General features: G+C 62.0%; 18 protein-coding genes. 11 read left to right on the top strand and 7 right to left on the bottom strand.

Going from position 1 to position 25,035, the window contains the following annotated elements:
* Nucleotides 1-73 precede the first annotated feature (73 nt).
* On the top strand, nt 74-703 hold the full coding sequence (locus PGP17_RS12910; protein ID WP_270375767.1) for a methyltransferase domain-containing protein: 630 nt from the start codon (nt 74-76) through the stop codon (nt 701-703).
* Nucleotides 704-707: 4 nt separating this feature from the next.
* Here the strand turns inward: PGP17_RS12910 and PGP17_RS12905 are convergent, their stop codons facing one another.
* Together PGP17_RS12905 and PGP17_RS12900 are read right to left on the bottom strand one after the other, a co-directional pair.
* A complete protein-coding gene (locus PGP17_RS12905) occupies nt 708-2,102 on the bottom strand; it encodes an MATE family efflux transporter (RefSeq protein WP_270375766.1) in 1,395 nt (464 codons plus the stop codon).
* Nucleotides 2,103-3,026: 924 nt separating this feature from the next.
* Nucleotides 3,027-3,707 (bottom strand): hypothetical protein, encoded by a 681-nt coding sequence (locus tag PGP17_RS12900; protein WP_270375765.1) that lies wholly within the window; start codon nt 3,705-3,707, stop codon nt 3,027-3,029.
* 83 nt (nt 3,708-3,790) lie between these two features.
* Between PGP17_RS12900 and PGP17_RS12895 the strand changes: the two genes are divergently transcribed.
* Entirely contained in the window at nt 3,791-4,798 is a 1,008-nt protein-coding gene (locus tag PGP17_RS12895) for a cyclic GMP-AMP synthase DncV-like nucleotidyltransferase (protein ID WP_270375763.1), read from the top strand.
* A 697-nt stretch (nt 4,799-5,495) separates the two neighbouring features.
* Here the strand turns inward: PGP17_RS12895 and PGP17_RS12890 are convergent.
* Together PGP17_RS12890 and PGP17_RS12885 are read right to left on the bottom strand one after the other, a co-directional pair.
* On the bottom strand, nt 5,496-7,781 hold the full coding sequence (locus PGP17_RS12890) for an NADP-dependent malic enzyme (protein ID WP_270375762.1): 2,286 nt from the start codon (nt 7,779-7,781) through the stop codon (nt 5,496-5,498).
* A gap of 81 nt (nt 7,782-7,862) precedes the next feature.
* Nucleotides 7,863-9,398: an NAD(P)H-hydrate dehydratase gene (locus PGP17_RS12885; RefSeq protein ID WP_270375761.1), complete on the bottom strand. Its 1,536-nt coding sequence runs from the start codon at nt 9,396-9,398 to the stop codon at nt 7,863-7,865.
* A 141-nt stretch (nt 9,399-9,539) separates the two neighbouring features.
* On the opposite strand from PGP17_RS12885, the gene PGP17_RS12880 reads away from it, so the two are divergent.
* The 9 genes from PGP17_RS12880 to PGP17_RS12840 all read left to right on the top strand — a co-directional run bounded on the left by PGP17_RS12880 (nt 9,540) and on the right by PGP17_RS12840 (nt 23,400).
* Entirely contained in the window at nt 9,540-9,878 is a 339-nt protein-coding gene (locus PGP17_RS12880) for a P-II family nitrogen regulator (RefSeq protein WP_135943604.1), read from the top strand.
* A gap of 55 nt (nt 9,879-9,933) precedes the next feature.
* Nucleotides 9,934-11,337: a type I glutamate--ammonia ligase gene (glnA, locus tag PGP17_RS12875; RefSeq protein ID WP_270375759.1), complete on the top strand. Its 1,404-nt coding sequence runs from the start codon at nt 9,934-9,936 to the stop codon at nt 11,335-11,337.
* Nucleotides 11,338-11,512: 175 nt separating this feature from the next.
* A complete protein-coding gene (locus PGP17_RS12870; RefSeq protein ID WP_270375758.1) occupies nt 11,513-14,755 on the top strand; it encodes an autotransporter family protein in 3,243 nt (1,080 codons plus the stop codon).
* Nucleotides 14,756-14,965: 210 nt separating this feature from the next.
* Entirely contained in the window at nt 14,966-15,556 is a 591-nt protein-coding gene (locus tag PGP17_RS12865; protein WP_270375756.1) for a transglycosylase SLT domain-containing protein, read from the top strand.
* An 85-nt stretch (nt 15,557-15,641) separates the two neighbouring features.
* Nucleotides 15,642-17,732, top strand: coding sequence for a DNA topoisomerase IV subunit B (parE, locus tag PGP17_RS12860; RefSeq protein ID WP_375285263.1), 2,091 nt, complete (start codon nt 15,642-15,644; stop codon nt 17,730-17,732).
* A 159-nt stretch (nt 17,733-17,891) separates the two neighbouring features.
* Nucleotides 17,892-19,334, top strand: coding sequence for an amidohydrolase (locus PGP17_RS12855; RefSeq protein ID WP_233342137.1), 1,443 nt, complete (start codon nt 17,892-17,894; stop codon nt 19,332-19,334).
* Between the two features lies 1 nt (nt 19,335).
* Entirely contained in the window at nt 19,336-20,607 is a 1,272-nt protein-coding gene (locus tag PGP17_RS12850) for an amidohydrolase family protein (RefSeq protein WP_270375753.1), read from the top strand.
* Nucleotides 20,608-20,772: 165 nt separating this feature from the next.
* Nucleotides 20,773-22,221: a DEAD/DEAH box helicase gene (locus tag PGP17_RS12845; RefSeq protein ID WP_270375751.1), complete on the top strand. Its 1,449-nt coding sequence runs from the start codon at nt 20,773-20,775 to the stop codon at nt 22,219-22,221.
* Between the two features lie 114 nt (nt 22,222-22,335).
* Nucleotides 22,336-23,400: a GGDEF domain-containing protein gene (locus PGP17_RS12840; protein ID WP_233342136.1), complete on the top strand. Its 1,065-nt coding sequence runs from the start codon at nt 22,336-22,338 to the stop codon at nt 23,398-23,400.
* 160 nt (nt 23,401-23,560) lie between these two features.
* Here the strand turns inward: PGP17_RS12840 and PGP17_RS12835 are convergent, their stop codons facing one another.
* The 3 genes from PGP17_RS12835 to PGP17_RS12825 form a co-directional block, all read right to left on the bottom strand.
* A complete protein-coding gene (locus tag PGP17_RS12835) occupies nt 23,561-24,163 on the bottom strand; it encodes a glutathione S-transferase (protein ID WP_270375750.1) in 603 nt (200 codons plus the stop codon).
* Nucleotides 24,164-24,224: 61 nt separating this feature from the next.
* Nucleotides 24,225-24,587: a HesB/IscA family protein gene (locus PGP17_RS12830; RefSeq protein ID WP_174234989.1), complete on the bottom strand. Its 363-nt coding sequence runs from the start codon at nt 24,585-24,587 to the stop codon at nt 24,225-24,227.
* 6 nt (nt 24,588-24,593) lie between these two features.
* The gene (locus PGP17_RS12825; protein ID WP_370372436.1) at nt 24,594-24,995 is read right to left on the bottom strand and encodes an SUF system Fe-S cluster assembly protein; all 402 of its coding nucleotides are present in this window, start codon (nt 24,993-24,995) and stop codon (nt 24,594-24,596) included.
* Nucleotides 24,996-25,035: the final 40 nt, after the last annotated feature.

The raw sequence follows: 25,035 nt of genomic DNA, 5'->3' as shown, positions 1-25,035 counted from the left end.
ACCACCCAAACGGGAGATGCGCGCCAACTCAACCTCGAATTTGCACCCGGTGATCCTCAATCGTGGCAGTTAAATGACAACGATCGACAACACAGACCGCACGCCCTTCGACTGGGAGGCCCGCTTCCGGCAGAACGACACGCCGTGGGAGCGCGGCGCGCTTCATCCCGCCTTCCACGACTGGGCGAAAGCCGGCCTGTTTAAGCCCGGCCAGCGCGTCTTCATTCCCGGATGCGGACGCGCCCGCGAACTGGAAGCCTTCGCGCGGCTTGGCCTGGAGGTGACCGGTCTCGATGTCAGTGAGAGCGCCATCGCCTGGCAGAGGCAGCGATTCGCCGAAGCCGGGCTCGAGGGCCGCTTCCTGGTGGAGGACGCCCTCGCCTGGCGGCCGCAAACGCCCTTCGACCTCTATTACGAGCAGACCTTCCTGTGCGCGATAGCCCCGCGCCAGCGCGAAACCTATGAGCAGGCCGCCTTCGAGCAGCTTCGTCCCGGCGGCCTGCTGCTGGCGCTGTTCATGCAGAAGGCCGAGCGCGGCGGCCCGCCCTATGGCTGCAGCCTGGAAGCCATGACCGCCCTGTTTCCCGCCACGCGCTGGATCTGGCCGCAGGCCGAGCCCGTCGCCTGGCCCCACCCCAGCCTCGGCGGCAAGGCAGAACTCGCCGCCGTGCTGGAACGGCGCGCCCAGGCTGGCGAAAGCTAGAAGTCTACTCGGCCGAGGCCGGCTTCGGCGCGACCGGGCGCTGCTTGCCGTTATCGGCCGTCAGGGGCGCGAATCTCAGCGTGTAGATCACGCCGAGTACCGCCATCAGCCCGTTGGCCGCGGCGATGCCGGCAATCACCCCGGTCGAGCCGTACAGGCTGCCGATCACCCAGCTTAGAGGCGCCAGCAGCACGAAGCCGCGAATGGCGTTGAGCGAGATACCCTGCAGCGGCCGGCCCAGCCCGTTAAACCCGGCGCTCGCCACCATCGCGATGCCGTAGCCCATCACGGTGAAGGGCACGATCCTCCAGTAGAGCTCGGCCACCGCGCGGCCTTCCGCCGAGGGCAGGAACAGCCCGGCCAGCATCCCGCCGAACGCGAACAGAAGCACGGCCATGGCCAGCCCCCACCCGGCGCAGAACAGGAAGGACTTGAAGAAGGCCTCGCGCACGCGGTCCGTCATCCCTGCGCCGCCATTCTGGCCCGCAATCGGACCGATGCAGGCCGACATCGCAAAGAAGGGAATGATCGCGAACGCCTCCACGCGCATCGCGACGCCCAGGCCGCCCACCGCGCCCTCGCCGAAGCGGGCCATGGACGCAAAGGCGATGCTCATCGCGATCGGGCTGATCATGTTCGAGCCCGAGGCCGGGATGCCCACGCGCGCAATCTCGCGCCAGTTCCACAACAGCTCGTTCCAGCCCGGCCAGGACAGGTCCATGATCTTCTCGCGGAAGATCAGGATCGCCATGGCGATCACGAAGACCACCATGTTGGAGATCAGCGTCGCGGCCGCCGCGCCCTGCACGCCGAGCGCCGGCACCGGCCCCCAGCCGAAAATCATCAGCGGATCGAGCGCCATGTTCAAAATCGCCGCCAGCACCATGATGACCGAGGGCACGATCGCATCGCCCAGCGCGCGCAGGATATTGCTCGCGATCATCGGCCCGACGATGAAGACGATGCCGGCAAACCAGATCTGCATGAAATCGCGCACATGCGGCATCATCGCGTCGGTCGCGCCCATCAGGGTGAAGAGCGGATCGATGATCGTGATCCCCACCGCGGAGGTCACGATCACGAGCGCAAAGCTCAGCACCACTGAATCGGTCGCCAGCCGCCGCGTGCGGTCATGACTGCCCCGCCCGGCCGCGCGCGCCACGACCGAGGCCGCCCCGGCGCCGAGCCCGATGGCGATGCTCATCACCGCCATGTTGACCGGGAACACGAACTGCACCGCCGCCTGCTGGGCCGTGCCCAGCTGGCCGACCCAGTAGGCGTCGACCACGCCCACCGCCATCATCGCCACGATGCCGAGGCACATCGGAATGACCATGCGGGCCATGTGCGCGAACACATCGCCCTGGGTCAGGTCTCGCGATTTGCGGGTAGCGGCCATGAGACGACTCTTCGCTGGGATGGCAGGACGCCCCTACATAGGCCCCCACCCCGCCCGCCGCCATCGCCGCGACGGCAAAAAACGTTTTCGTGAGCGCGCCGCCACCCCCTCACCTCTTTCCCAGCAAAAGCTGGGACCCAGAAGAGCGAAGGGCACCGCGCGCCCTCTCTGGGTCCTGACTTGCGTCAGGAAAGAGGGTGTTGTCTCTCCAGACCCAGCCAACCCCAAACCCTGTCATCCCGGCCGAGTGAAACGAGCGCCGGGACCGCATGAAGTAGGCCCGCCCGTCACCAAACCCTGTCATCCCGGCCGAGTGAAACGAGAGCCGGGACCTCGCAAGGGATGCCCGCGCGCACCGCCCACCCTCCCGAGACCCCGGCTCGCCTGCGGCGGCCTCAGATGACACTCTTCTATTCGCTAAACCAACACCCCCTCTTTCCCAGCGAAAGCTGGGACCCAGAAGATCGAAGCGCAGCGCACGCCCTCCCCGGCGCCCGACCCGCATCAGGAAACAGAAAAAACCTCCTAACCCCCACCCGCCGTCATCCCGCCGTCATCCCGGACCCGATCCGGGATCCAGAGAGCGTGGAACAGAGCCGCACGAGGCCGGCGCTCCGCCCGCTACCGGCCCCGCCTTGAGGCAAAAGCGAAACAGAGCCGGATCGAGCGAGCGCCCCCGGCACCACCGCTCCCCGTCACCCTCCCCCTCCTCTTGACGGTGAGGCCCGTTCGGCGCAGCCGATGCGGGGCGCAGCCCGGAGCCTCGAAAGATCGACGACGGCGGCGCCTGCGTTTGGGAAGCGGGTGTATGTCCCCACTTTCCCGTCTTCAGGAGCCGGCAACCAAAGCCCTGCGCGGCCGGGTGACGCGGGGCAGTTTATAGGCGGGGGGCGGCGATGGGGGTAAGGGGGGTAGGAACGCGACTCAACGAAATTCGTTGCTGCGGTTCAGTTTAACGGTCCCGGCCGTATTCTTGGCCAAGTGCCATTGCCGCCGCGTCCAAAACACACCCTCTAATCTAGACCCGTCTTCGGAGAGCTTAAGGCTAGCCGCGCCCTTGTGCCAATTCTCGTCCGTTTGTTTCGGACTGGCAACGGTTTGATCATAAATATAATCAATCGACCACTCACCTGCGGCATTCTTATACAATCCGGCTATACTAGAGACCGTGTCACCGTCAGTGTCTGGCGTCTTGCCGCTCATCGAAAATGCCAATAGCGAGTGCTTTATTCTGAGACGTATTGGCACAACCTTTAGCGCCACGCCATCAGCCGCCTTACCCTGATGCGCAGCCTCAATTCTTGAATAGTTGGATGATATTTCGCCCTCCCATATTCCGTTGAGGTCTGGGAGGAGGGTCTTCCTTAAAACTGGAAAGCCACGGGAAAGAACCCGCCAAGGGGAAAGATAGAAGCTGGTTCCAACCGAAAACCCGAAAACAATCGTGGCGACAGTGAACGTTTTCGGAGCGGCGCGGAGCCATGCGAATGGTTTGCTTGGGTCTGAGGGGCCGAGAAAGACCCAAAGCGCCAGAATCGCGAACGTCAGGAAGAAGAAAAGGCCAAATAATATCTTGGCATTCTGAGCGTTAAGAGGAGCAATCATCCGAATCATAATCCTAGGGGTTGCGAACGCTGAAGGCGGCCCCCAACTCAACATGTTGTGCCCGCCGGCAATGGAGCCCCCAAATGAGCATCTCTGCGCTAATAGATCAGTTTCGCGTCACGCATATAAATCTAACCCAAACGCAACTTGCCGACATTCGTAGCAAACGTGATGCGAACCTAAAGCGTCTCAAGTCGGGCTTGGAAGCCGAGGGTTACCCTGAGTTTTGTGAGACAATTAATCAGGGCGGCTACGCGATGCGTACGATGACACAACAGCCGGAAGCAGAAAACGACTTCCGCTGGGATATCGATATGGGGATCGTTTTCGACGAGGACGACGTTATCGGCGCTCGGCGAACGCGCCAACGGGTCTGCGATGCCTTAACTCATAAATCGGGAGCCTTAGCGAAGGCACCAGAAATAAAGAACAAGTGTGTACGCGTAGCATATTCCGACGGGTACCAAGTTGATTTTCCTACTTTTTATAAAGCTTCATCCGGTGGGTACTATGTCTCAATTGGCGACGACTGGGTACAATCTGATCCCGCCGCGGTAAATCAGTGGTTCGAAGAACGAGTAAGCGCTCTTAGCCCCGAAGAATCAGGGCTCCAGCTGAGGCGCATTGTTCGGATGGTGAAATACTTCTCTAAGGTCCGATCCTTGGTATCAGGAAAAATGCCAAGTGGCTTGTTGGCCTCCGCGCTCACGGTAGAAAATTACGTGCCCGCGGAAGGAAAGGATGATGAATCCTTTAGGGCTACCGTTGCAGCGATTGCCAAGATGCTTGAACGATCATCCAACGTGTATGCAGACGGCTTCCTCATTACCGACACCAAAGACGGACCTCGCCTTGAACGTTTCAAGGACGCTTGTGCGAAGGCTGAGGAGTGGCTTGAGGGGATAGATAATCAAACCGACGCAGCTAAAATTCGGGCGTCGTGGAAGAAGGTTTTTCGTCACAGCTATTTTGATAGTGACGACGCCAAGAAATCCCTCGGTGAAACAATTACCAAAGCGTCAGTTGCAGCGGCAATCGCAGCGCCCGAAACGAAAGCCATCGCCGAGGAATCCCGGCCGTGGGTCGAGTAGGCACAAGGTCACGTATCGACCGCGCCCAAATTGTTAATGCCATCGACGACTTTCAGCCGCTCCTAGCGTTGAGAGATATTCCTCAGGGTTGGATCCTAGAGGGACGTTTCGAAGCCAAGGGCGCTACTGAAGAGCTACTCGGCACCTTTAAGGTTAGGATCGAGCTACAAGATCGATACCCGAATAAAGAGCCTATCGTTTTTGAGACGGACGGACGCATACCTCGTGACCCGGACCGTCACGTGAATAAAAATGGGAGCATTTGTTACGGCATATGGGAGGAGTGGCTATTTAATCACCGCGATTGGTCAATTAGCTCGTATTTTGAAAAATGTCTTCGACCTTATTTTCTTAGCCAAATTTATTTCGAGCATCACAAAAAATGGCCTGGCCAAGAACGTGCCCATTACCGCCAAGGAATTCTCGAAGCAGCGCGTGTAATCATTGAAAGGGAAGGCGGACGGGCCGAAGCGATACGCACTTTAGGGTGCCTATCAAAGCGGGTGCCTCCCAGAGGTCATTGGCTGTGCCCATGCAACAGTGGAAAGATGATACGACACTGTTGCAAAGAACGGTTGTGGCGCCTCTACCAGCCGGAAAACCGTCTTGTGATCAAGATGCTCGCCGAACGCCTTGAGGCTGACGAATAAACCTCCAACTATTTCCGATCTACAGGGGGTGCTCCCGCCGCCCCCCCCTACTCCCGGTGCGTCAGATCGAAACTCGCCATCCCTGCCAGGTTGACCAGATCCGACACGTTCGAGCCCAGCCGTGCGATCTGGACGGAGCGTTCCAGGCCGACCAGCAGGCCCTCGATCACCGTGGCGCCGCCGGCCGCTTTTAAAAGGCGGGTGGAGATAGAGGCGGAGTGGACGGCCGGCATGACCAGCACGTTGGCGGCATCGGACAGGCGGCTGAACGGGTAGACCTCGCGGTGATCGGGATTGAGCGCGATATCGACCGCCATCTCGCCCTCGTACTCGAAGTCGGCGGCGCGCGCGTCGAGCAGCTGGACGGCGTGCTTGACCGTCTCGGTGCGCACCCCGGGCGGGTTGCCGAAGGTGGAGTAGGAGGTGAAGGCGACGCGCGGGTTCAGCCCGAGCTTGCGGGCGGCCTTGGCCGCGCCTTCTGCGATGTCGGCGAGCGCGGCGGAGTCGGGAAACTCGGTCACATTGGTATCGGCGATCACCAGCGTGCGTCCGCGCGCAATGGCGATCGACATGCCCATCAGGCGCGCGCCGGGCGCTTCGTCCAGCACGATGCGCACATCGGACAGCGTGTTCATGAAGTGGCGCGTCACGCCGGTGACCATGCCGTCCGCATCGTCGAAGCGCAGCATGCAGGCTGAAAACACGTTGCGGTCATTGTTGACCAGGCGCTGCACGTCCCGGCGCAGATAGCCCGAGCGCTGCATGCGCTTGTAGAGAAAGTCGACATATTCCGGATTGCGGTCGGACAGGCGCGCATTCCAGATTTCCAGATCGTTTTCCGGCAGGCCCAGCTCGCGCATGTTGGCGCGCGCCACATCCTCGCGCGCGACCAGGACCGCGGTGCCCAGCCCCTGGTTCTGGAAGGCATGGGCGGCGCGGATCACGCTCGGCTCCTCGCCCTCGGCAAACACGATGCGTTTGGGTTCCGACTGGATGGTGGCCGTCACGCGCTGTTGCAGCGCGGCGGTGGGATCGAGGCGCCGGGCGAGCTCGCGCCGGTAGGTATGGGTGTCCTCGATGGGCTTGCGCGCCACGCCGCTATCGACCGCGGCCTTGGCCACATAGGGCGGCACGAAGGAGATCAGGCGCGGATCGAAGGGCGACGGGATGATGTAGTCGCGCCCGAAGCGCAGCTGACCGCCGCTGGCGCGCGCGGTGGACACCTCGTCGGGCACGTCCTGGCGCGCCAGGTCGGCGATGGCGCGCGCGGCGGCGAGCTTCATCTCCTCGTTGATCTCGCGGGCGCGCACGTCCAGCGCGCCGCGGAAGATGTAAGGAAAGCCCAGTACGTTGTTGACCTGGTTAGGAAAATCGGACCGGCCGGTGGCGATGATGGCGTCGGAACGCACCTCGCGGATCTTGTCCGGCATGATTTCCGGGGTCGGGTTGGCCATGGCGAAGATGATCGGGTCGGCGGCCATGGACTTGACCATGTTCTGCGACACGATCCCGCCCGCCGACAGGCCCATCAGCACGTCGGCATCCACCAGCGCCTCGTCCAGCGTGCGCAGCGTCGTTTCGCGCGCATGCTTCTTCAGGCGCGGGTGCAGGTCGGTGCGCCCGGTATGGACCACGCCCTCGACATCGACCACCGTCACGTTCTCGTCGCGCACGCCCAGCGACTTGACCAGCTCGAGCACCGACAGCCCGGCCGCACCCGCGCCGAGCAGGACCAGCCTGACGTCTTCGAACTTGCGGTCCGTCAGATGCAGCGCATTCATCAGCCCGGCGGCGGCAATGATCGCGGTGCCGTGCTGGTCGTCGTGGAAGACCGGGATGTCGAGCGCCTCGCGCAGGCGTTCCTCGATCTCGAAGCATTCCGGGCTCTTGATGTCTTCCAGATTGATGCCGCCGAACGTGTCGCCGAAGCCCTTCACGCAATCGACGAACTTGTCCGGGTCGGTATAGGTGATCTCCAGGTCGAAGGCGTCGATGTCGGCAAAGCGCTTGAACAGGACCGCCTTGCCTTCCATCACCGGCTTGGACGCCGCCGCGCCCAGATTGCCCAGCCCCAGGATCGCCGTGCCGTTCGAGACGACGGCGACCATGTTGCCCTTCGAGGTGTAGTCGTAGACCGCGTCGGGGTTCTCCGCGATCGCGCGCACCGGGGCCGCGACCCCCGGGGAGTAGGCGAGCGCGAGGTCGCGCTGGGTCGCCATCGGCTTTGTGGGGAGAAGGGCGATCTTGCCCGCCGGATAAGCCTCGTGCAGCGCCAGCGCATCCTCGTCGGTCTGGGAAAGATTGCGCGTTTCGTCGCTGGAACGGTCAGACATGTCGCGGGTTCGCCTCTCAACGGTCGGGGTAATGTCGATGAATGGCCGGGAACATGCCGTGCCGCATGGCTTTAGCCAAGCCTAATGGTCTGCTGACGGCGCCGTGCATGGCGTTAGTCTCGACATGGCCGCTTCGCGTGCACGCTGGCGGCGCAGGGCTTCCAGCGCGCCCGGCAGGCGCGTCAGAAGCTCGACGGCCGTCTCGCCCGCGCCCATTCTGCGCCCCGCATCGCCGTGAATCCAGACCGCCGCGCTGGCCGCGTCAAAGGCGCTCGCGCCCTGTGCCAGCAGGGCTCCAGCCAGGCCGGCGAGCGCATCTCCCGTGCCGGCCGTGGCAAGCCTCGCGCTCGCATGCACATTGACCCGGACCTCTCCGTCCGGCGAGCCGATCACCGTGTCGGGCCCCTTCAGGACGACCACCGCCCCGCTGCGCGCCGCCGCCTCGCGCACCGCTTCGATCCTGTTCTCGCAGTTCTCGCGCAGGCCTTTGAAAATCCTGTCGAATTCCCCGGCGTGCGGGGTCAGCACACAGCGCGCGTGCAAGGCCTCGAACAGCGTCTCCGGGTCGTCCTTGAAGACGGTCAGCGCATCGGCATCCAGCACCAGCGCCATCTCGCGGCCCAGGGCTGACAGCACACGCTCGCGCAGGGTCTCGCCGAGCCCGGCGCCCGGGCCCATCACCGCGCAATCGGCCTTCGCCTCCTCCAGCGCCTCGGCAAAGCTGCCATCGCGCGAAAGTGCTTTAGTTACAACGGCCAGACTCGCGGTCGAAGCCTCCATGAGCGCCGAGGGCGGACACAGAAGCGTGACGAATCCCGCACCTCCGGCCAGGCCCGCCTGCGCCACGATCCGCGCCGCGCCCGTCGCCCCGGCCGGACCGCTCAGCACGCACAACCGGCCGCGCGAGTGCTTGTGCGCCTCCGCCTCGATCTCCAGGCCCGGCACCGTCCAGAGACCCGGCCCGTTCACCTGCGCGCAATGGCCCGCCTCGCCGTGCCAGCCTTCGGGAATACCGATATCGATCAACACCTTGTCGCCGCATTGCCCGGCGGCCGGCTGCAACAGATGGGCCGGCTTGTAGCGGTGGAAGGTCACGGTCAGGTCAGCGAGGAAGCTCGGCCCGTCGGCCCTGGCGCGGTCACCCTGCACGCCGCTGGGCACATCGACTGCCACGGTGACGCAGGAACGCTCACGGCTGGCCTTAGCCAGCCTTGCCGGCTCCCCCTCCAGCGGGCGCGACAGGCCCGCACCGAACAAGGCATCGACAATCAGCGCGCCCTCCTCCGGCACGGCCGCATCCAGCCGCGAGACGGGTCCTTCCCATTGCGAGGCGGCCCAGCCGGCATCGCCGGTCAGGTCCTCGATCGCCTTGAAACTGAACACCTCGACGGGCCAACCTGCCTGACGCAGGTGGCGCGCGGCGACAAAACCGTCGCCGCCATTGTTTCCCGGGCCGCAGAGGACCAGTGTCGGACGGGCCGCGTAGCGCGCCATGATCGCCTGCGCCACGCCGCACCCGGCGCGCTCCATGAGCGTCGTGCCCGCCACCCCTGAGTCGGCAGCGAACGCATCGGCCTGCCCCATCTGCCGGGTCCTCAGAATTGCGTGATCGAACATTCGAAGCCGCCTCCTTGCTCGCTTCTTGTGCAACACTGCCCAACGATGATGCAAACGATTGTCTTTGCCGGGCTGGGGCGCGGCTTCGTATTGTGCAACGTCTGCGAAGCTCTAGCGTTTCGACCCAAGCGGAGGCGTCTCATGAAAAAAATCGAAGCGATCATCAAACCGTTCAAGCTGGATGACGTGAAGGAAGCGCTTCAAGACATCGGCCTGCAAGGCATGACCGTCGTTGAAGCCAAAGGGTTTGGCCGTCAGAAAGGCCATACCGAACTCTATCGCGGCGCCGAATATGTCGTTGATTTCCTTCCCAAGATAAAGATTGAACTGATCGTCGCCGACTCCCGGGTCGAAGCGGCGGTCGAAGCGATTCAGACAGCCGCACAGACCGGCCGGATCGGCGACGGGAAGATTTTCGTCATGCCCGTCGAGAACGCCATCCGCATCCGGACCGGAGAAACCGGCGAAGAGGCGATCTAGTCGCCCTGCCGTGCGCCGCACACGCCCGAAACCACTTTAACGAATCGAGGATCCCATGTCCGACGACATTATGAAGAAGATGAAGGATGAGAACATCCAGTACGTTGACCTGCGCTTCACCGACCCGCGCGGGAAGATGCAGCATGTCACGTTCGATGCTTCGATGGTCGACGAGGACTTTTTCGAAGACGGCCAGATGTTTGACGGGTCTTCGATCAATGGCTGGAAGGCGATCAACGAGTCCGACATGATCCTCATGCCGGACACATCCACCGTGCGGATGGACCCGTTCTTCCAGCAGAGCACGCTGTTCATGTTCTGCGACATTCTCGAGCCCTCGACCGGCGACCCGTATAATCGCGACCCGCGCACCACGGCCAAGAAGGCGGAAAAATTCATCTCGACCATCGGCGTCGGAGACCGGGCCTATTTCGGACCGGAAGCAGAATTCTTTGTCTTTGACGACGTGCGCTGGACGACGGGCGCCGAACAGACCGGCTATGCGATTGATTCCGAAGAGGGTCCCTGGAACACCGGTGCGATCTTCGAAGGCGGCAATATGGGCCACCGCCCGGGCCACAAGGGCGGCTACTTCCCGGTGCCCCCGGTCGATTCGGGCCAGGACATGCGCTCTGAAATGCTGGCGGTTATGACCGAGCTGGGCCTCAAGCCTGAAAAGCACCACCACGAGGTCGCCCCGGCCCAGCATGAGCTCGGTACACGGTTCGCCACCCTGGTGGAGATGGCCGACAACCTTCAGCTCTACAAATATGTCGTCCAGATGGTCGCGGCGGCTTATGGCAAGAGCGCCACCTTCATGCCCAAACCCATGTACAAGGACAACGGCTCGGGCATGCACGTGCACCAGTCGATCTGGGACGGCGACACGCCGGTGTTCGCGGGCGATAAATATGCAGGTCTTTCAGACACCTGCCTCTATTATATCGGCGGCATCATCAAGCATGCGCGGGCCATCAACGCCTTCGCGAACTCGACCACCAACTCCTACAAGCGTCTTGTTCCCGGCTACGAGGCTCCGGTCCTGCTCGCCTATTCAGCCCGCAACCGCTCGGCGTCGATCCGGATCCCGCACGTCGCCTCGCCCAAGGCCAAGCGTCTCGAAGCGCGCTTCCCGGATCCGGCCGGCAACCCCTACCTCACCTTCACCGCGCTGCTTATGGCCGGTCTCGACGGCATCGAGAACCAGATCCACCCGGGCGATCCGATGGACAAGGACCTCTACGACCTGCCGGCCGAGGAGCTGAAGGACATTCCCACCGTCGCCCGCACCCTGCGCGGCGCCCTGGAATCGCTGGACCACGACCGTGCCTTCCTGAAGAAGGGCAATGTGATGGATGACGACCAGATCGATGCCTATATCGATTTGAAGATGGAAGAAGTCGAGCGCTTCGAAATCCACCCGCATCCGGTCGAGTTCGACATGTATTACAAGTGCTAGGCTCACCGGGCCACTGAATGCGAAGCGGCCGCCCTTCACGGGCGGCCGCTCTGTATTGAGCTGCCTGTCCTGCGCAGGGATTAGGGTGTCGACGCGCCACGAGGCATCGGCTAGAAAACCAAAGCCCTGTGTCCTGCACCTGCGGGTCCTCTTACGTATACGCGGAGTTTGCTGAATGCGCGCCCGTCTTCTCGCCGCCGCCTCCCTCACCGTCCTTGCAGCCTCCGCCGCATGGGCCGATGAGGAGGTCACCGAGGAGCGCACGTCTCCGATCAGTACGGCCAACGCAGATGGCCAAGGCAATGCCGACAATATCGTGATCAGCGAGAATGGCCGCGTCACTCTCACCGGCCAGACCGGCCCCGCGGTATTGCTGAACTCCGACAACTCGGTGACGCTCGAGAGTGGCAGCGTCGTCCGCGTAGACAATGTGAGCGGGGCGACCGCGATCGAGGTCCAGGGCGGCAATGAGGGCGAGCTGGACATTGGCGGCGCCATCTCGCTCAGCGACGATTACCAAGCCGAAGACGGCGATGACGACGACATGCTCGATACCGATGGTGACGGCGAGCCTGACGGAGATCTTGCCGAAGCCGATGGGCCATTTGCCGAGGAGACCGACAAGGTCGGCGTCCACGTCACCGGCACCTCGGCGTTCATCGGCGACATCGTCAGCCAGGCCGGTTCCTCGATTTCGGTTGAGGGCCAGAACTCTTACGGCCTGCTGGTCGAATCCGGCGGGATTGACGGCAATCTCAATCTTGGCGGCAGCGTGTCCATTGTCGGCGAGAACAGCACAGCAGTTCTGGTTCGCGGCGGTGTGACCGGCGATGTGACCATTGGTGGTGCCGTCAACTCACGCGCGCCCGCCGGCGAAGGTATCGCGATCGAGGGCGATATCGGTCAGGGCTTCCAGCTCACCGGCACGGTGACCACGAGCGGCTACCGCCCCAGTTCGCGCCCCTCTGAAATCCTGATGCCGGCTTATGATGTGGGCGACGATGACCTGAATTCCGGCGCTGCCATTCGGATCGCAGGCAATGTCCAGAACGGCATTTATATCTATGGCGGCTCGGATGAGGCGGCCGCCGGTCAGATCATCGTACGCTCCGAGGCTCCCGCTCTCCACGTTCAGCCGGGTGCCGGGTCGGGCGATGTGACCATCGGCCGGGTGGTGCTGCCTGAGGGTGTGGATCCGGCCCGTGAGAGCCTTGAAGACCGCACGCTGGACTATGGCCTGGTCCAGGAAGGCGATATCACCGCGCTGGGAATGTTTGACGGGAAGAACGCGCAGGGCGTACTGCTCTCCGCAAGTGAGGACGGTCAGCGGTCTTTGACGATCGAAGGCGGCGTCCACAACACAGGCCGCGTTGACGTGAATGCGTTCGACGCGACGGCAACTGCGGTGCGGCTCGGACAGGGCGTCAGCACCCCGCTCCTGTTGAACGAAGGGACCATCACGGCGCGGGCAAGCCGCGGCTATGATGGCGACGGCTTCGCCGACAATCGCATTGGGACAGGGCGCGCTTTCGGTCTCGTTGTTGATTCAGGCGCCGATATACAGGAGCTCAGAAACGCCGGGACGATCGGGGCAATCGTGGCCGGAGATGGTGACGGCGGCGCTGCGATCCTGGTTCAATCTGACTCTCTGCAGTCGATCGAAAATTCCGGCGTCATCGCTATGGCGACAGAGAGCCTTGTCGAGGGTGCTTCTGTGGAGGCGCTTGCACTCGATGCGCGCACGCAAACAGCCGGGCTGACACTGCGTCAGTACGATGCCGACACCAGCGATACTGCGACGCCTTCGATCACCGGCAACGTTCGCCTTGGAAGCGGCGCCGATACGGTGCGCCTGGAAGCCGGCGCGCTGAATGGCGATCTCTTTTTCGGCGATGGTGACGACAATTTTGTTCTGCGCAACGCCAACTTCGGCGGCGCTCTGTCCGATACGGACGGCCGCCTGACAATCGACGCTGAAAACGCCACACTCACGTTAAACTCAGGCAGTGCGCTCAACCTCACTTCCGCTCGCTTCGGGACCGGAGCCGCGCTCGATGTGCTCATCTCGACGGGCGCCGATCCGGACACGGCATTCCTGGCCGCGTCCGATACGATCAGTTTCGAATCCGGCTCCGAATTGAGCGTGTCTCTGCAGAACCTCATTTCTGCAGATCAGACCTTCCAGATTCTGACTGCGGGCGATCTTCAGATCGACACTGCAGACGGCAATCTCACGGCCACCGATGCGCCCTATCTCTACAACGCCTCCGTCGTGCGGCCGGCAGCCGACCCGAACTCGCTCGTTCTATCCTTGGAGCGCAAAACGGCCGGCGAACTGGGCATGGATGCCAACCAGGCGCGTGCCTATGATCCCGCCTTCCAGGCCGTGCTGGCTGTCGAGGAGCTGGGAGCCGCCTTTGCAAGCTTGCGCAATTCTACCGACTTCTTCGCGGCGTATGACCAGCTGCTGCCTGAGTATGCGGCGAGCGCGATCCAGTTTGCTCTGGCATCCAACGACGCGGCTCAAGGCGCCCTCGGTACGCGGTTGCAGAATGCACGTCTGTCGCCCGACGAACTCGCCGGTGTTTGGGTTCAGGAGTTCGGCTATTACGCAGACCGGTCCGGCAGCGCGCTTGGTCCGGGCTATCGCGGCGAGGGTATCGGGCTTGCGCTCGGTATCGACCGGCCGATGGGACCCTTCTACGCCGTCGGTTTCAACGTGGTCGGTGCGGCCAGCGAAATTGAGTCTGTCGGCGGATTTGACGATCCGATGGTCGCCCTCACCGGGCAACTCGGCACCTACGCCGCGCTTGATCTGGGCGGCTGGGACGTTTCCGGCAGCGCCGCGCTTGGTTACGATCGCTTTGAAACTGAACGTAATATCATCGTTGGCAGCTTTAGCGCGACGAGTACAGCCGAATGGTCTGGCTGGCATGTCACGGCATCAAGCTCGGTCGGACGCGATTTCCTGATTGCGGAAAACTGGATCCTGCGTCCCGAGGCCAATCTCACCTACATGTCTCTGTTTGAAAGCGGTTATACCGAAAGCACCACCAGCTCGGACAATAACCCGCTTGGCCTTGTCGTCGACGATCGCGAATCCTCGACGCTGACTGCAGCGGCTACGCTTTTATTGGCACGGCGTTTCGGTACCGACATATCTTGGTGGGCACCTTCGGTGCGTGTCGGTTATCGCGGGGACTTGCTGAACGGGGATGCAGAAACGACCGCCCGCTTCGGCGAATCTGGCAGCCCGTTCACCTTGCAGGGAGCAGAGCTCGCAGGCTCCGGCGGCCTGGTCGGCCTCGGCCTTTCTGCCGGGTCAAATTACTCCACGTTTACATTCGCTTACGACGCAGACGTGCGGGAAGATTTCATTCGCCATGTGGCGCGCCTGATTATTCGTCTGACCTTCTAGTGACGGCTTGCGAAACCAAGAATGACGACTTAAAGTGGTTTTTGTTCTCGCTCCTGCCCCCTCACTCTACCAGGAGCAGAGATGCGAGCCGGTGACGCGCCCCCCTCTATCGCGCACCGGCTCCTTTTTATCCTCATCGCCATCCTGGCCGGCCGGCTCGTTCACCAAAGATCAACCTTGACGTGACTTCATCGTGCCATGCGGCACCTCTTGACCCTTCTCGTCTTCGGCCTGGCCTTGAGCGCCTGCGGGCACCGTCCGCCGGATCAGGTGGAAAATGCCTGCCTCATTCTGGAAGATAATCGTTCCTGGTGGCGCGAGGTTCAGCGAACCGAGCGGCGCTGGGGCATTTCGCCCGGCGTCCAATTGGCGATCCTGAAGCGGGAATCCAGCTTCAACGCACATGCCCGGCCGGCACGCCGGCGGCTTCTTGGATTCATTCCCGGTAGCCGCCCCTCCAGTGCTTACGGGTACGCACAAGCCCTCGACAGCACCTGGGACTGGTATCGCAACGAAACCGGTCGTGGCGGCGCCGACCGGGACGATTTTGGTGACGCAGTCGATTTTATCGGCTGGTACTCGATGCAAAGTCGGAACCTGTCCAGCATCTCGCTGGACGACCCCCGTTCGCTTTACCTCGCCTATCACGAGGGACATGGCGGCTTTAACCGGCGCAGCTACAACGGCAAAAGCTGGCTCTTGCGCGCGGCTTCTCAGGTCGAAAGCGATGCTCGCAACTACGATGCCCAGATTTCGCGTTGCCGGAACCGGCTGGATCGCGGCTGGATCCCGTTTCTTTAGCCGGTCGCGATAATAGACGTTTTCCACCCAAAACTGCGCCGCAGAGTTCTCATCACCCCTGCCCCTCGGGCACTGTGAATGAACAATGTCCAGTGATTCGCAAAACGACCTCTTTGGCGGCAGCGCCTCCCCTGCGCGAAAGCCTGCAGCACCCAAGGCTGCGGAGCCTGTCACGCAAAAAGCCGTGGTCCGGGAGGACGCCGTGCGTCCCACCGCGGCAAAGGCGGCAGCCTCCGACCCCGGTTACAACGCGTCCTCGATTGAAGTCCTTGAAGGGCTCGAGCCGGTCCGGAAACGTCCGGGCATGTATATCGGCGGCACGGATGAACGCGCCTATCATCACCTGTTCGCAGAAATCCTCGACAATTCGATGGACGAAGCTGTAGCGGGACACGCAGACCGGATCGAGGTCCTCCTCGATTCAGATGGGTTCGTGACCGTGACCGATAACGGGCGCGGCATCCCGATCGATCCCCACCCCAAATTCCCTGAAAAGTCGGCGCTGGAAGTGGTGATGACCACACTCCATTCCGGCGGCAAATTCTCCGACAAGGCCTACCAGACAGCCGGCGGACTTCATGGCGTAGGTATTTCGGTGGTGAATGCCCTTTCAGAGGAAGTGGTGGTTGAAGTCGCGCGCGACAGGCTCCTCTGGCGTCAGAGCTATGCCCGCGGTCTCGCAACCTCGCCACTGGAAAAGGTCGGGGCCGCGCCGAACCGTAGAGGCAGTTCGGTCCGCTTCAAACCGGATGCCGACATCTTCGGGCCGCGGGTCCATTTCCGCCCTGCGCGTCTTTTTGCCATGGCGCGAGCCAAAGCCTTCCTGCGCCGGGGCGTGGAAATCCGCTGGAAGTGCGTCCCGGAACTGGTCGAGGGCACCGAGACGCCCTCCGAGGCGGTGCTTTCCTTCCCCGGTGGTCTGGCCGACCGGATGAGTGAACTCGCCGCCAAGAGCGCGTTGGTTACCTCGGAGCCGTTCTCCGGCCGGGTGGAACGCGATGGCCGCATGGGTGCGGTTGAGTGGGCTGTCGCCTTCTCTGCAAACGGGTTTGGCGAGAATGACGGATTCACGCAGAGTTTCTGTAACACCGTCCCCACTCCGCAAGGAGGGACGCATGAACAGGGCTTGCGGGCTGCATTAACCAAGGGATTGCGCGCCTATGGTGAGCTCTCCAACGTAAAAAAGGCCGCTCAGGTAACCGGCGATGACGTGATGGGCGGAGCCGGCGCCTTGGTGTCGATTTTCCTCAAGGATCCCGAATTTCAGGGCCAGACAAAAGATCGCTTGTCCACGCCAGAGGCCCAACGCCTTGTCGAGGCAGCCGTTCGCGATCGGTTTGATCACTGGCTGGCCGCCCGGCCCAAGGAAGCAGCCCTGCTTCTCGACTGGGCAATCGAGCGCGCCGACGAACGCCTCAAGCGGCGCAAGGAAAAGGAAGTCAAACGCCAGTCCGCGACACGCAAGCTCCGCTTGCCCGGCAAGCTGGCTGACTGCTCGTCGCGCAATCCGGAGGGCTCGGAGATATTCCTGGTCGAGGGCGATTCTGCCGGCGGGTCCGCCAAGCAGGCCCGCGACCGGCGCACCCAGGCAATCCTGCCGCTCCGGGGCAAGATTCTTAACGTTGCATCCGCCTCCATGGACAAGGTCGCGGCGAACCAGGAGATCTCAGATCTCATGCTGGCGCTCGGATCCCGTCCGGGACAGAAATTCAATCCTGAAGAGCTTCGCTACGAGCGCGTCATCATCATGTGCGACGCAGACGTGGACGGCGCCCACATCGCGGCGTTGCTGGCGACCTTCTTTTACAAATTCTGTCCGGGCCTCATCGAATCGGGCCGCCTTTTCATGGCTCAACCCCCTCTCTATCGACTGACCCAGGGCGGCAAGACGCTATACGCCGCTGATGACGCAGAGAAAGACCGGCTCATCGAGACCGAGTTCAAGAAATCCAAGGTCGAGGTCGGGCGATTCAAGGGTCTGGGCGAGATGACACCGGCCCAGCTCAAATCGACCACGATGAACCCGGCCACGCGATCGCTCGCTCGGGTCACCGTTGAAGCCGGTTACAAAGAGACGGCAGACAGCCTGGTCGAAACCCTGATGGGCAAGAAGGCCGAGTTGAGGTTCCGTTACATTCAGGACCATGCCCCCTTCGTCGAGGAGTTGGACGTATAGGCCTGCACAGCCCGGCCGGTCCCTGCAACGTGGCGTAGGCGATGCGCCTCAAGCCAAGAAAATTGAGCCTGCCCCTTTCATCGCGAGCGGATTCCGGCAAGGCTAACGTCGCATTCGGGAGTCCTTGCATCCCGGTACTGACGAATGGGGAGATATTCTTTGAAACACTACGGCTTGTATCTGGGCCTGGCCTCCGTTCTTGCCTTGACGCTGGCGGCCTGTGCCGACGACGCGTCGGGTGACGGCGACCGCGAAGCCCGGAGCGGAAACGATCAGGACGATAGCGAAATCGTCAGGGTCGACCCGAACCCCTATCCTTCCACCTACACGCCTCCGCCATCCGGCCTGACGCTGATCCGCGGAGCAACCGTCTTTGACGGCGTCGGGGGAGAGTTCCAGAATACCGACCTGCTGATCCGCGATGGTGTGATCGCAGAGATCGGGGAAGGTCTTGAAGCGCCGGACGATGCGCAAGTGGTCGACGCTGAAGGCCGTTTCATCACGCCCGGCGTTGTCGATATCCACTCCCATCTCGGCGTCTACCCGTCACCGTCCACGAATGCGCACTCCGATGGCAACGAGGCCACCGATCCTGTGACCGCTGAAGTCTGGGCCGAGCATTCGGTCTGGCCCCAGGATCCTGGGTTTGACGCCGCTCTTATCGGCGGCGTGACGACGCTACACATCCTGCCCGGTTCGGCGAACCTGTTCGGCGGTCGCGGTGTAACGCTGCGCAACGTGCCGGGTCGGACTGTCCAGTCGATGAAGTTTCCCGACGCGCCCTACACCGTGAAAATGGCCTGCGGCGAGAACCCCGCACGCGTCTATGGCGGCCGCGGAAGGTCGCCCGCGACCGACATGGGCAATATGGCCGGTTACCGTAGCTCGTGGATTGAGGCCTCGCGTTACCGCGACAGCTGGCACGACTACTGGGAACAGGCCGAGGACGGCGAGGATGTCGATCCGCCCAACCGTGACCTGGAGCTGGACACGCTCATGGGCGTGCTCGAGGGCGAGATACTGGTCCAGATGCACTGCTACCGCGCTGACCAGATGGCCCAAGTTCTCGATATGGCCGATGAGTTCGGTTACCAGGTTTCGGCCTTCCACCACGGGGTTGAAGCCTACAAGATTCCTGACCTCCTGGCCGAAGCCGGCACGTGTGCGGCTGTGTGGGCCGATTGGGGCGGTTTCAAGATGGAGGCTTACGACTCCATCCGCGAAAACCTGGCCCTCACCCACGCTGGCGGCGCCTGTGCGATGATCCACTCGGACAGCGAACTCGGAATTCAACGTCTCAACCAGGAAGTTGCCAAGGCACTGGCCGACGGTCGCCGTATGGGGCTCGACATCAGCGATGCGGATGCGATTGCCTGGTTCACCTCCCGTCCCGCGCAAGCACTCGGAATATTTGAAGAGACAGGGTCTATCGAGACCGGCAAGCGCGCCGATATCGTGCTGTGGTCCGACCACCCCTTCTCCAGCTACGCCACGGCCGATCAGGTCTTTATCGATGGCGCGTTGATGTATGATGCCGAGGACGAGACCCGTCGGACGGTACGCGACTTCATGCTTGGCCAGCCAGGCGAAGGAGACAACTAGAATGAAACGTCTTCTCACCGCGATCGCCGTTGCAGCGATCACTTCCCTGCCCGCGCTCGCTCAGACCGTGGCCGTCACCAATGGCCGCGTCGTGACCAACACCGATGGAGGCGTACTGAACAACGGTACGGTCATCATCCGCGACGGAGATATCGTCGCCGTCGGTACGGGACTCGACCTACCCCAAGGCGCCGAAGTCATCGACGCGAATGGCGGCTGGATCACACCCGGTCTTTTCCATCCCGCGACCCAGCTCGGCCTGATCGAGGTAGGAGCGGAATCCTCCACTCGTGATACCGCGGCAGACGAGAGCGTGTTCAATGCCACGCTCCGCGTCTCGGACGGCTTCAATTACGAGGGCAGCCACATCGACGAGTCGCGTATCGACGGGATCACCCGCTTCGCGCTCTATCCGTCCACTGGCTCCTCCATTCTGGCGGGCCGCGGCGCGCTGGCCGACTCCTCCGGGGAGGCAGGGAGCCTGTTTGCTGACGACCAGTTCATGCTGGTTGACCTGTCGCGCTCAGGCGCACGCACCGCCGGCGGCTCCAAACCCGCGGCATGGGCCTATCTCAGGGCGGCCCTGAACGACGCGCGCACCTATCCGGGGCGCTACATGTCGAGCCAGACCGGGATTGTTCTCAATCGCGCGGATGCACAGGCGTTTGAAGCGGCGGCCCGTGGCGAGATGCCCATCATTTTCGCAATGGACGACAATGCCGACATCCTTCGCCTCATTGCGTTCAAGGAGGAAAATCCGGGCCTGCGCGTCGTGATCATGGGTGGCGCCGAAGCACATACAGTGGCGCAGGAACTGGCGAATGCCGATATTCCGGTCGTTCTCGACCCTATGCGCAATCTGCCCGACTCCTTCGACGTCCTGTCCTCTTCCATGGAAGCGGCCGGACTTCTGTTCGACGCGGGTGTCGACGTCGCCTTCTCCACAGCGGCATCGGATAGCTACTTCAACACGCGTCTTCTCACGCAGCACGCAGCGATCTCGGTCGCTCACGGTGCCGACTGGGCCGACGCCTTCCGGGCCGTCACGCTGACCCCGGCTGAGATCTACGGCTACGGAGACCGGTTCGGCGCTCTGGCGCCGGGCTATGCGGGCGACCTCGTGGTCTGGGATGGAGATCCGCTCGAAGTCATGAGTGCGCCCACTCATGTCTTCATCGAGGGCGAAGCGCAGAGTATGGAAACGCGCCAGACCCGGTTGGCCCAGCGTTACGCCGAAATCCGGAGCGACGCCGAATACGCCTATCACCAGTAGGCAACGCTTCGCTCGAGAGTACATCTAATTACGGCCCGGCCGCGTTGACAGCGCGCGCCGGGCCTATATTTTCGCGTCGCACGAGGACCTGCTTCAAGAGTCGCCGATTCATCAGGTCTCTTCCGCCCCACAATGAAAAATCAAGGGCAAGTACAAGCGAGGCGCATGACCTTCGAAGAACTGGGGCTCGGCCCCACACTGTTGTCCGCCATCAAGGATGCCGGCTACGAAACTCCGACCCCGATCCAGGAACAGGCGATCCCGGTCGCCCTGACCGGGAGAGATGTGCTGGGCATCGCCCAGACCGGAACCGGTAAAACCGCCTCCTTCACTTTGCCGCTGATCGAGCGTCTGTCGCGTGGCCGTGCCCGGGCGCGTATGCCGCGCTCTCTCATCATCTGCCCGACGCGCGAACTCGCCGCGCAGGTGGCGGAGAATTTCGAGACCTACGCTAAGAACCACAAGCTCACGATGGCCCTGCTGATCGGCGGCGTGGCCTTCGGTCCCCAGGACAAGATTCTGGATCAGGGCGCTGACGTTCTGATCGCAACGCCCGGACGCCTGCTAGACCAGTTCGAGCGCGGCAAGCTGCTGCTGACCGGGGTCCAGATTATGGTGGTCGATGAAGCCGACCGCATGCTGGACATGGGCTTCATTCCCGATATCGAGCGGATTTTCAAACTCGTTCCGCCCCGGCGCCAGACCCTCTTCTTCTCTGCGACCATGGCTGACGAAATCACGCGCCTGGTCAACACCTTCCTGAACGACCCCGTCCGCATCGAAGTGACCCGTCAGGCCCAGACGGCCGATAACATCAACCAGCTATTCGTGCGCATTCGCGACAAGACGCCCGCCGCCAAGCGCGACGCGCTGCGCAAGGCAATCGAGCGCGAGGGCGTGAAGAACGGGATCGTCTTCTGTAATCGCAAGCGCGACGTGGATACGGTGGCCCGGTCGCTCCAGCGGCACGGATTCTCAGCTGCGCCGATTCATGGCGATCTCGAACAATCACAACGGACCCAGACTCTGGCAGATTTCAAGTCAGACAAGGTTCGCCTTCTGGTGGCATCAGACGTGGCTGCCCGAGGGTTGGACATTCCAGCCGTGAGCCATGTGTTCAATTTCGACGTTCCGCGTAGCGCCGACGACTATGTGCACCGGATCGGACGAACCGGACGTGCAGGAATGAGCGGCGAAGCGATTACCATCGTGACGCCAGAGGATAGCAAAGCCATTGATGCTGTAACGAAGCTTATCGGCTTCGTGCCTGAGGAATTGAAGCTTGGAGCTGGCTCCGCCCAGACCGAAAAGAAACCCTCTGAGCCGGCGAAGAAAGCCGCAGAGGAGCAGGACGCCCAGACTGCTGCCAAGCAGGAGAGCGGAGCGAAAGAAGCCGAAGCCGCTCCTCCCAGAGAGCCTCGCAAGCGCACGAGTGGCCGCCGCCGCAAATCGGAGACACAGTCGCGCCCCGCGCGCCGAGACGAAGGCACGAGTTCCGAGACCAATCCGCGACCAGCGCGATCCGCACGGCGGGACGAAACAGAACCGGTGGATGCCGCCGTCGGATTTGGTGACCACGTGCCGGAGTTCTTGCTACGCCCTGCAATCCGCTAGCCGGGGACATAATTCGAAGCCTGTTTACCTCATCTTTCCATATCTCCGCGTAGTGTCAGCGAAAGATACCCGCCTCGGCAGAAGCGTCTGAGGCCAGTTAACGGGGATAGGCTTGTGAACGGACGGCTGCACACCGAGGAAGGCATCACTCTTGCCCAGCGCGCGCTGGAGATGATGTCTGAACACAAGATTGCTCCGACACCTCAGAATTACTCGGTGTGGATCGCTTATGCATCTGACTCAATTCCAGAGCTTTGCGAGAACATAAAGTCGCATCTTGATCGGGGCGCCCCGATCGATGAAACCGTCAGCGAAGAGCTTTACGACCGTTTTTTCACGTTCCGGCGCATGCAGGACGCGGTTCTGGACACGGGCGGCGCGATGAGCCGCGAGCTTGGAGCAGTCGTAAAGACCCTTGAGGCAGCCGAACGCGATACCGCCGCCTACGGGGAGGCCCTCGCCGGCGCGAGCGGCCAGCTAAACAAGCCGACCGACGAAGCCACATTCAAACAGATGGTTGAAGGCCTGGTCCAAGCAACCGCGCGCATGCAACGCCGTTCGCGAGACTTGGAGAAGCGCCTCCAGGAAACCTCTCAGGAAGTCGATCAACTTCGCCATAACCTTGAAAAGGTGCGCGAGGAAGCGATGACCGACGCGCTAACCGGCGTGGCGAACCGCAAGCGGTTTGATGAAGCCATGCGCAAGGCCCGCCGCGGCGCCGAACTGCAGGGCGAGGACTTCTCGCTCATTCTCTGCGATATCGACCATTTCAAACGCTTCAACGACACTTGGGGCCATCAGACCGGCGACCAGATCATCCGTTTTGTTGCCGCATGCTTGTGCCGGTACTCGAAAGATTATCACGTGGTGGCGCGCTATGGCGGCGAGGAATTCGGCTTCGTCCTGCCCCGCACCAGCATCAAGGAAGCGCGCACTATTGCCGAGAAGATTCGTTCCACTGTCGAAAGCAAGCGCCTCTTGCGCAAATCGACCAACGAGGATCTCGGTCATATCACCGTCTCGCTCGGCGTTGCCGCATATCACAAGGGCGAGTCGATCGAATCCCTCATCGAACGGTGTGACACCAATCTCTACAAGTCCAAGCAATCTGGTCGAAATCGGATCACCGTGGACATCGAGACCGAACCGCAAACCCGGAACGGCGCTGCGGCGGCCTGACCCGCAGATCCCTTCCCTTGCATTTGCCGGGACGGGGAGCCCAACGGTGAGCGGCAAATCGCCCCTTGAGGGCTGTCGCCAGCCAAACTAGATCGATAGACGCTAATCAGCCGAACTGGGTCACGCAAACGCGTCCTGGATCACGGCGCCGAGCGGGTGATCACCCTGCCGGCGGCGCTGTGGCAGCGAAGCTCTCTCGCGTAAACCAAGTCTGCGCGAACTTAGCCAGTCCCGGCGCACGTGCGCGCCAATCGAACTCGCTATAGCGAAGGTCCAGATAGCCGAGCGATATCGCTATCGCCAGCGCTCCAAGATCGACAGAACGGTCGAACTGTCCGCGCTCGGCCTCAAGCGTCTCAATGGTCCGCGCAATCGCTGCCTCCCAGCGCGCTTGCCAGAAACCCCACCGCAAACCCTCGTCACGTTGAACTTCGATCCGCCGCCCCATTGTCAGATCGAGCAAACCATCGGCAATAGCCTGCTGGCGCATCACCAGTACGCGGCTTTCCCCGCGGGACGGAATCCATAATTCGTCGTTCAGCGTGTCCAGGAATTCGCAGATATGGGCCGAGCCAATGATCGCCGGAGCCTTCTCACGCGAGAGTGTCGGGACCTTTCCGAGAGGATTGGCTGCGTACAGCTCCGCAGGATTGTCGAGCGGGCTCGCTTCCACGCACTCTATCTTGCCTTCAAGGCCCTTCTCGATGATCAACGCCCGGCATTTGCGGGCGTAGGGAGACGTTGAAGAGTAATAGAGCCGCATTGGCTATCCCATTGCCTGTGCTTGATTATGTCTTACAGGGGCGGCTCATTGCGAGCCGTGACTAATCCTCAAGCTCGGCCGGAACGAGTGTCACGCTTTCACCGCAGCCACAGGCGTCGGTTTCGTTAGGATTGCGGAAGACGAACTTCGCGTGAAGCGGCGTCTTTTCGTAGTCAATTTGTGATCCGAGGAGGAAAAGCAGGGCTTTGGATTCAATCACAATTTCTACGCCTTTGTCCTGCACCCGCTCATCAAGCGGTTCCGGTGCTTCCACGTAATCCATCACGTATTCCATACCAGCGCAGCCACCGTTCTTCACGCCGACGCGCAAATACCCCTTGCCCGAGCGTTCCATCAGGGCCTTGACCCGCTCAGCAGCGGCATCGGTCAGTTGCACGGCCTTGGGTCTTGGACGGCTCATGATCGCCTCCTACAGCATGTTCAATTGCAAACGGGCTTCATCGCTCATCTGTTCAGGCGACCACGGCGGATCGAAGGTCAAGGTCACCTCGACTTTATCGACACCTTTTACTGTGTGGGCCGCGTCCTGAACCCAGCCCGGCATCTCGCCTGCGACGGGACAACCGGGAGCCGTCAACGTCATCTCGATCTTCATGGTCCGGTCTGTCTCCAAGTCTACCTTGTAGATCAGCCCGAGCTCGTAGATATCGACCGGAATCTCCGGATCGTAGACCGTCTTCAGTGCCGCAACCGTATCAGTCGTGATCCGCTCGATCTCGGCCTGGGGAATACCTTCCTCCAGAGATTGATCCGCTTCAGGCGCGGGCGCGGCCTGATCCTCGCCGACTGGGCTGGCCGACAGGTCAATCACATCGCGGGTCTGTGTAGTCGCATTATCCATAATAATTCCT

Origin of the sequence: Marinicauda sp. Alg238-R41 (assembly GCF_947331485.1) — a bacterium.
GTDB classification, from domain to species: Bacteria; Pseudomonadota; Alphaproteobacteria; order Caulobacterales; family Maricaulaceae; genus Marinicauda; species Marinicauda pacifica.
This window is presented reverse-complemented; position numbering and strand designations above follow the sequence as displayed.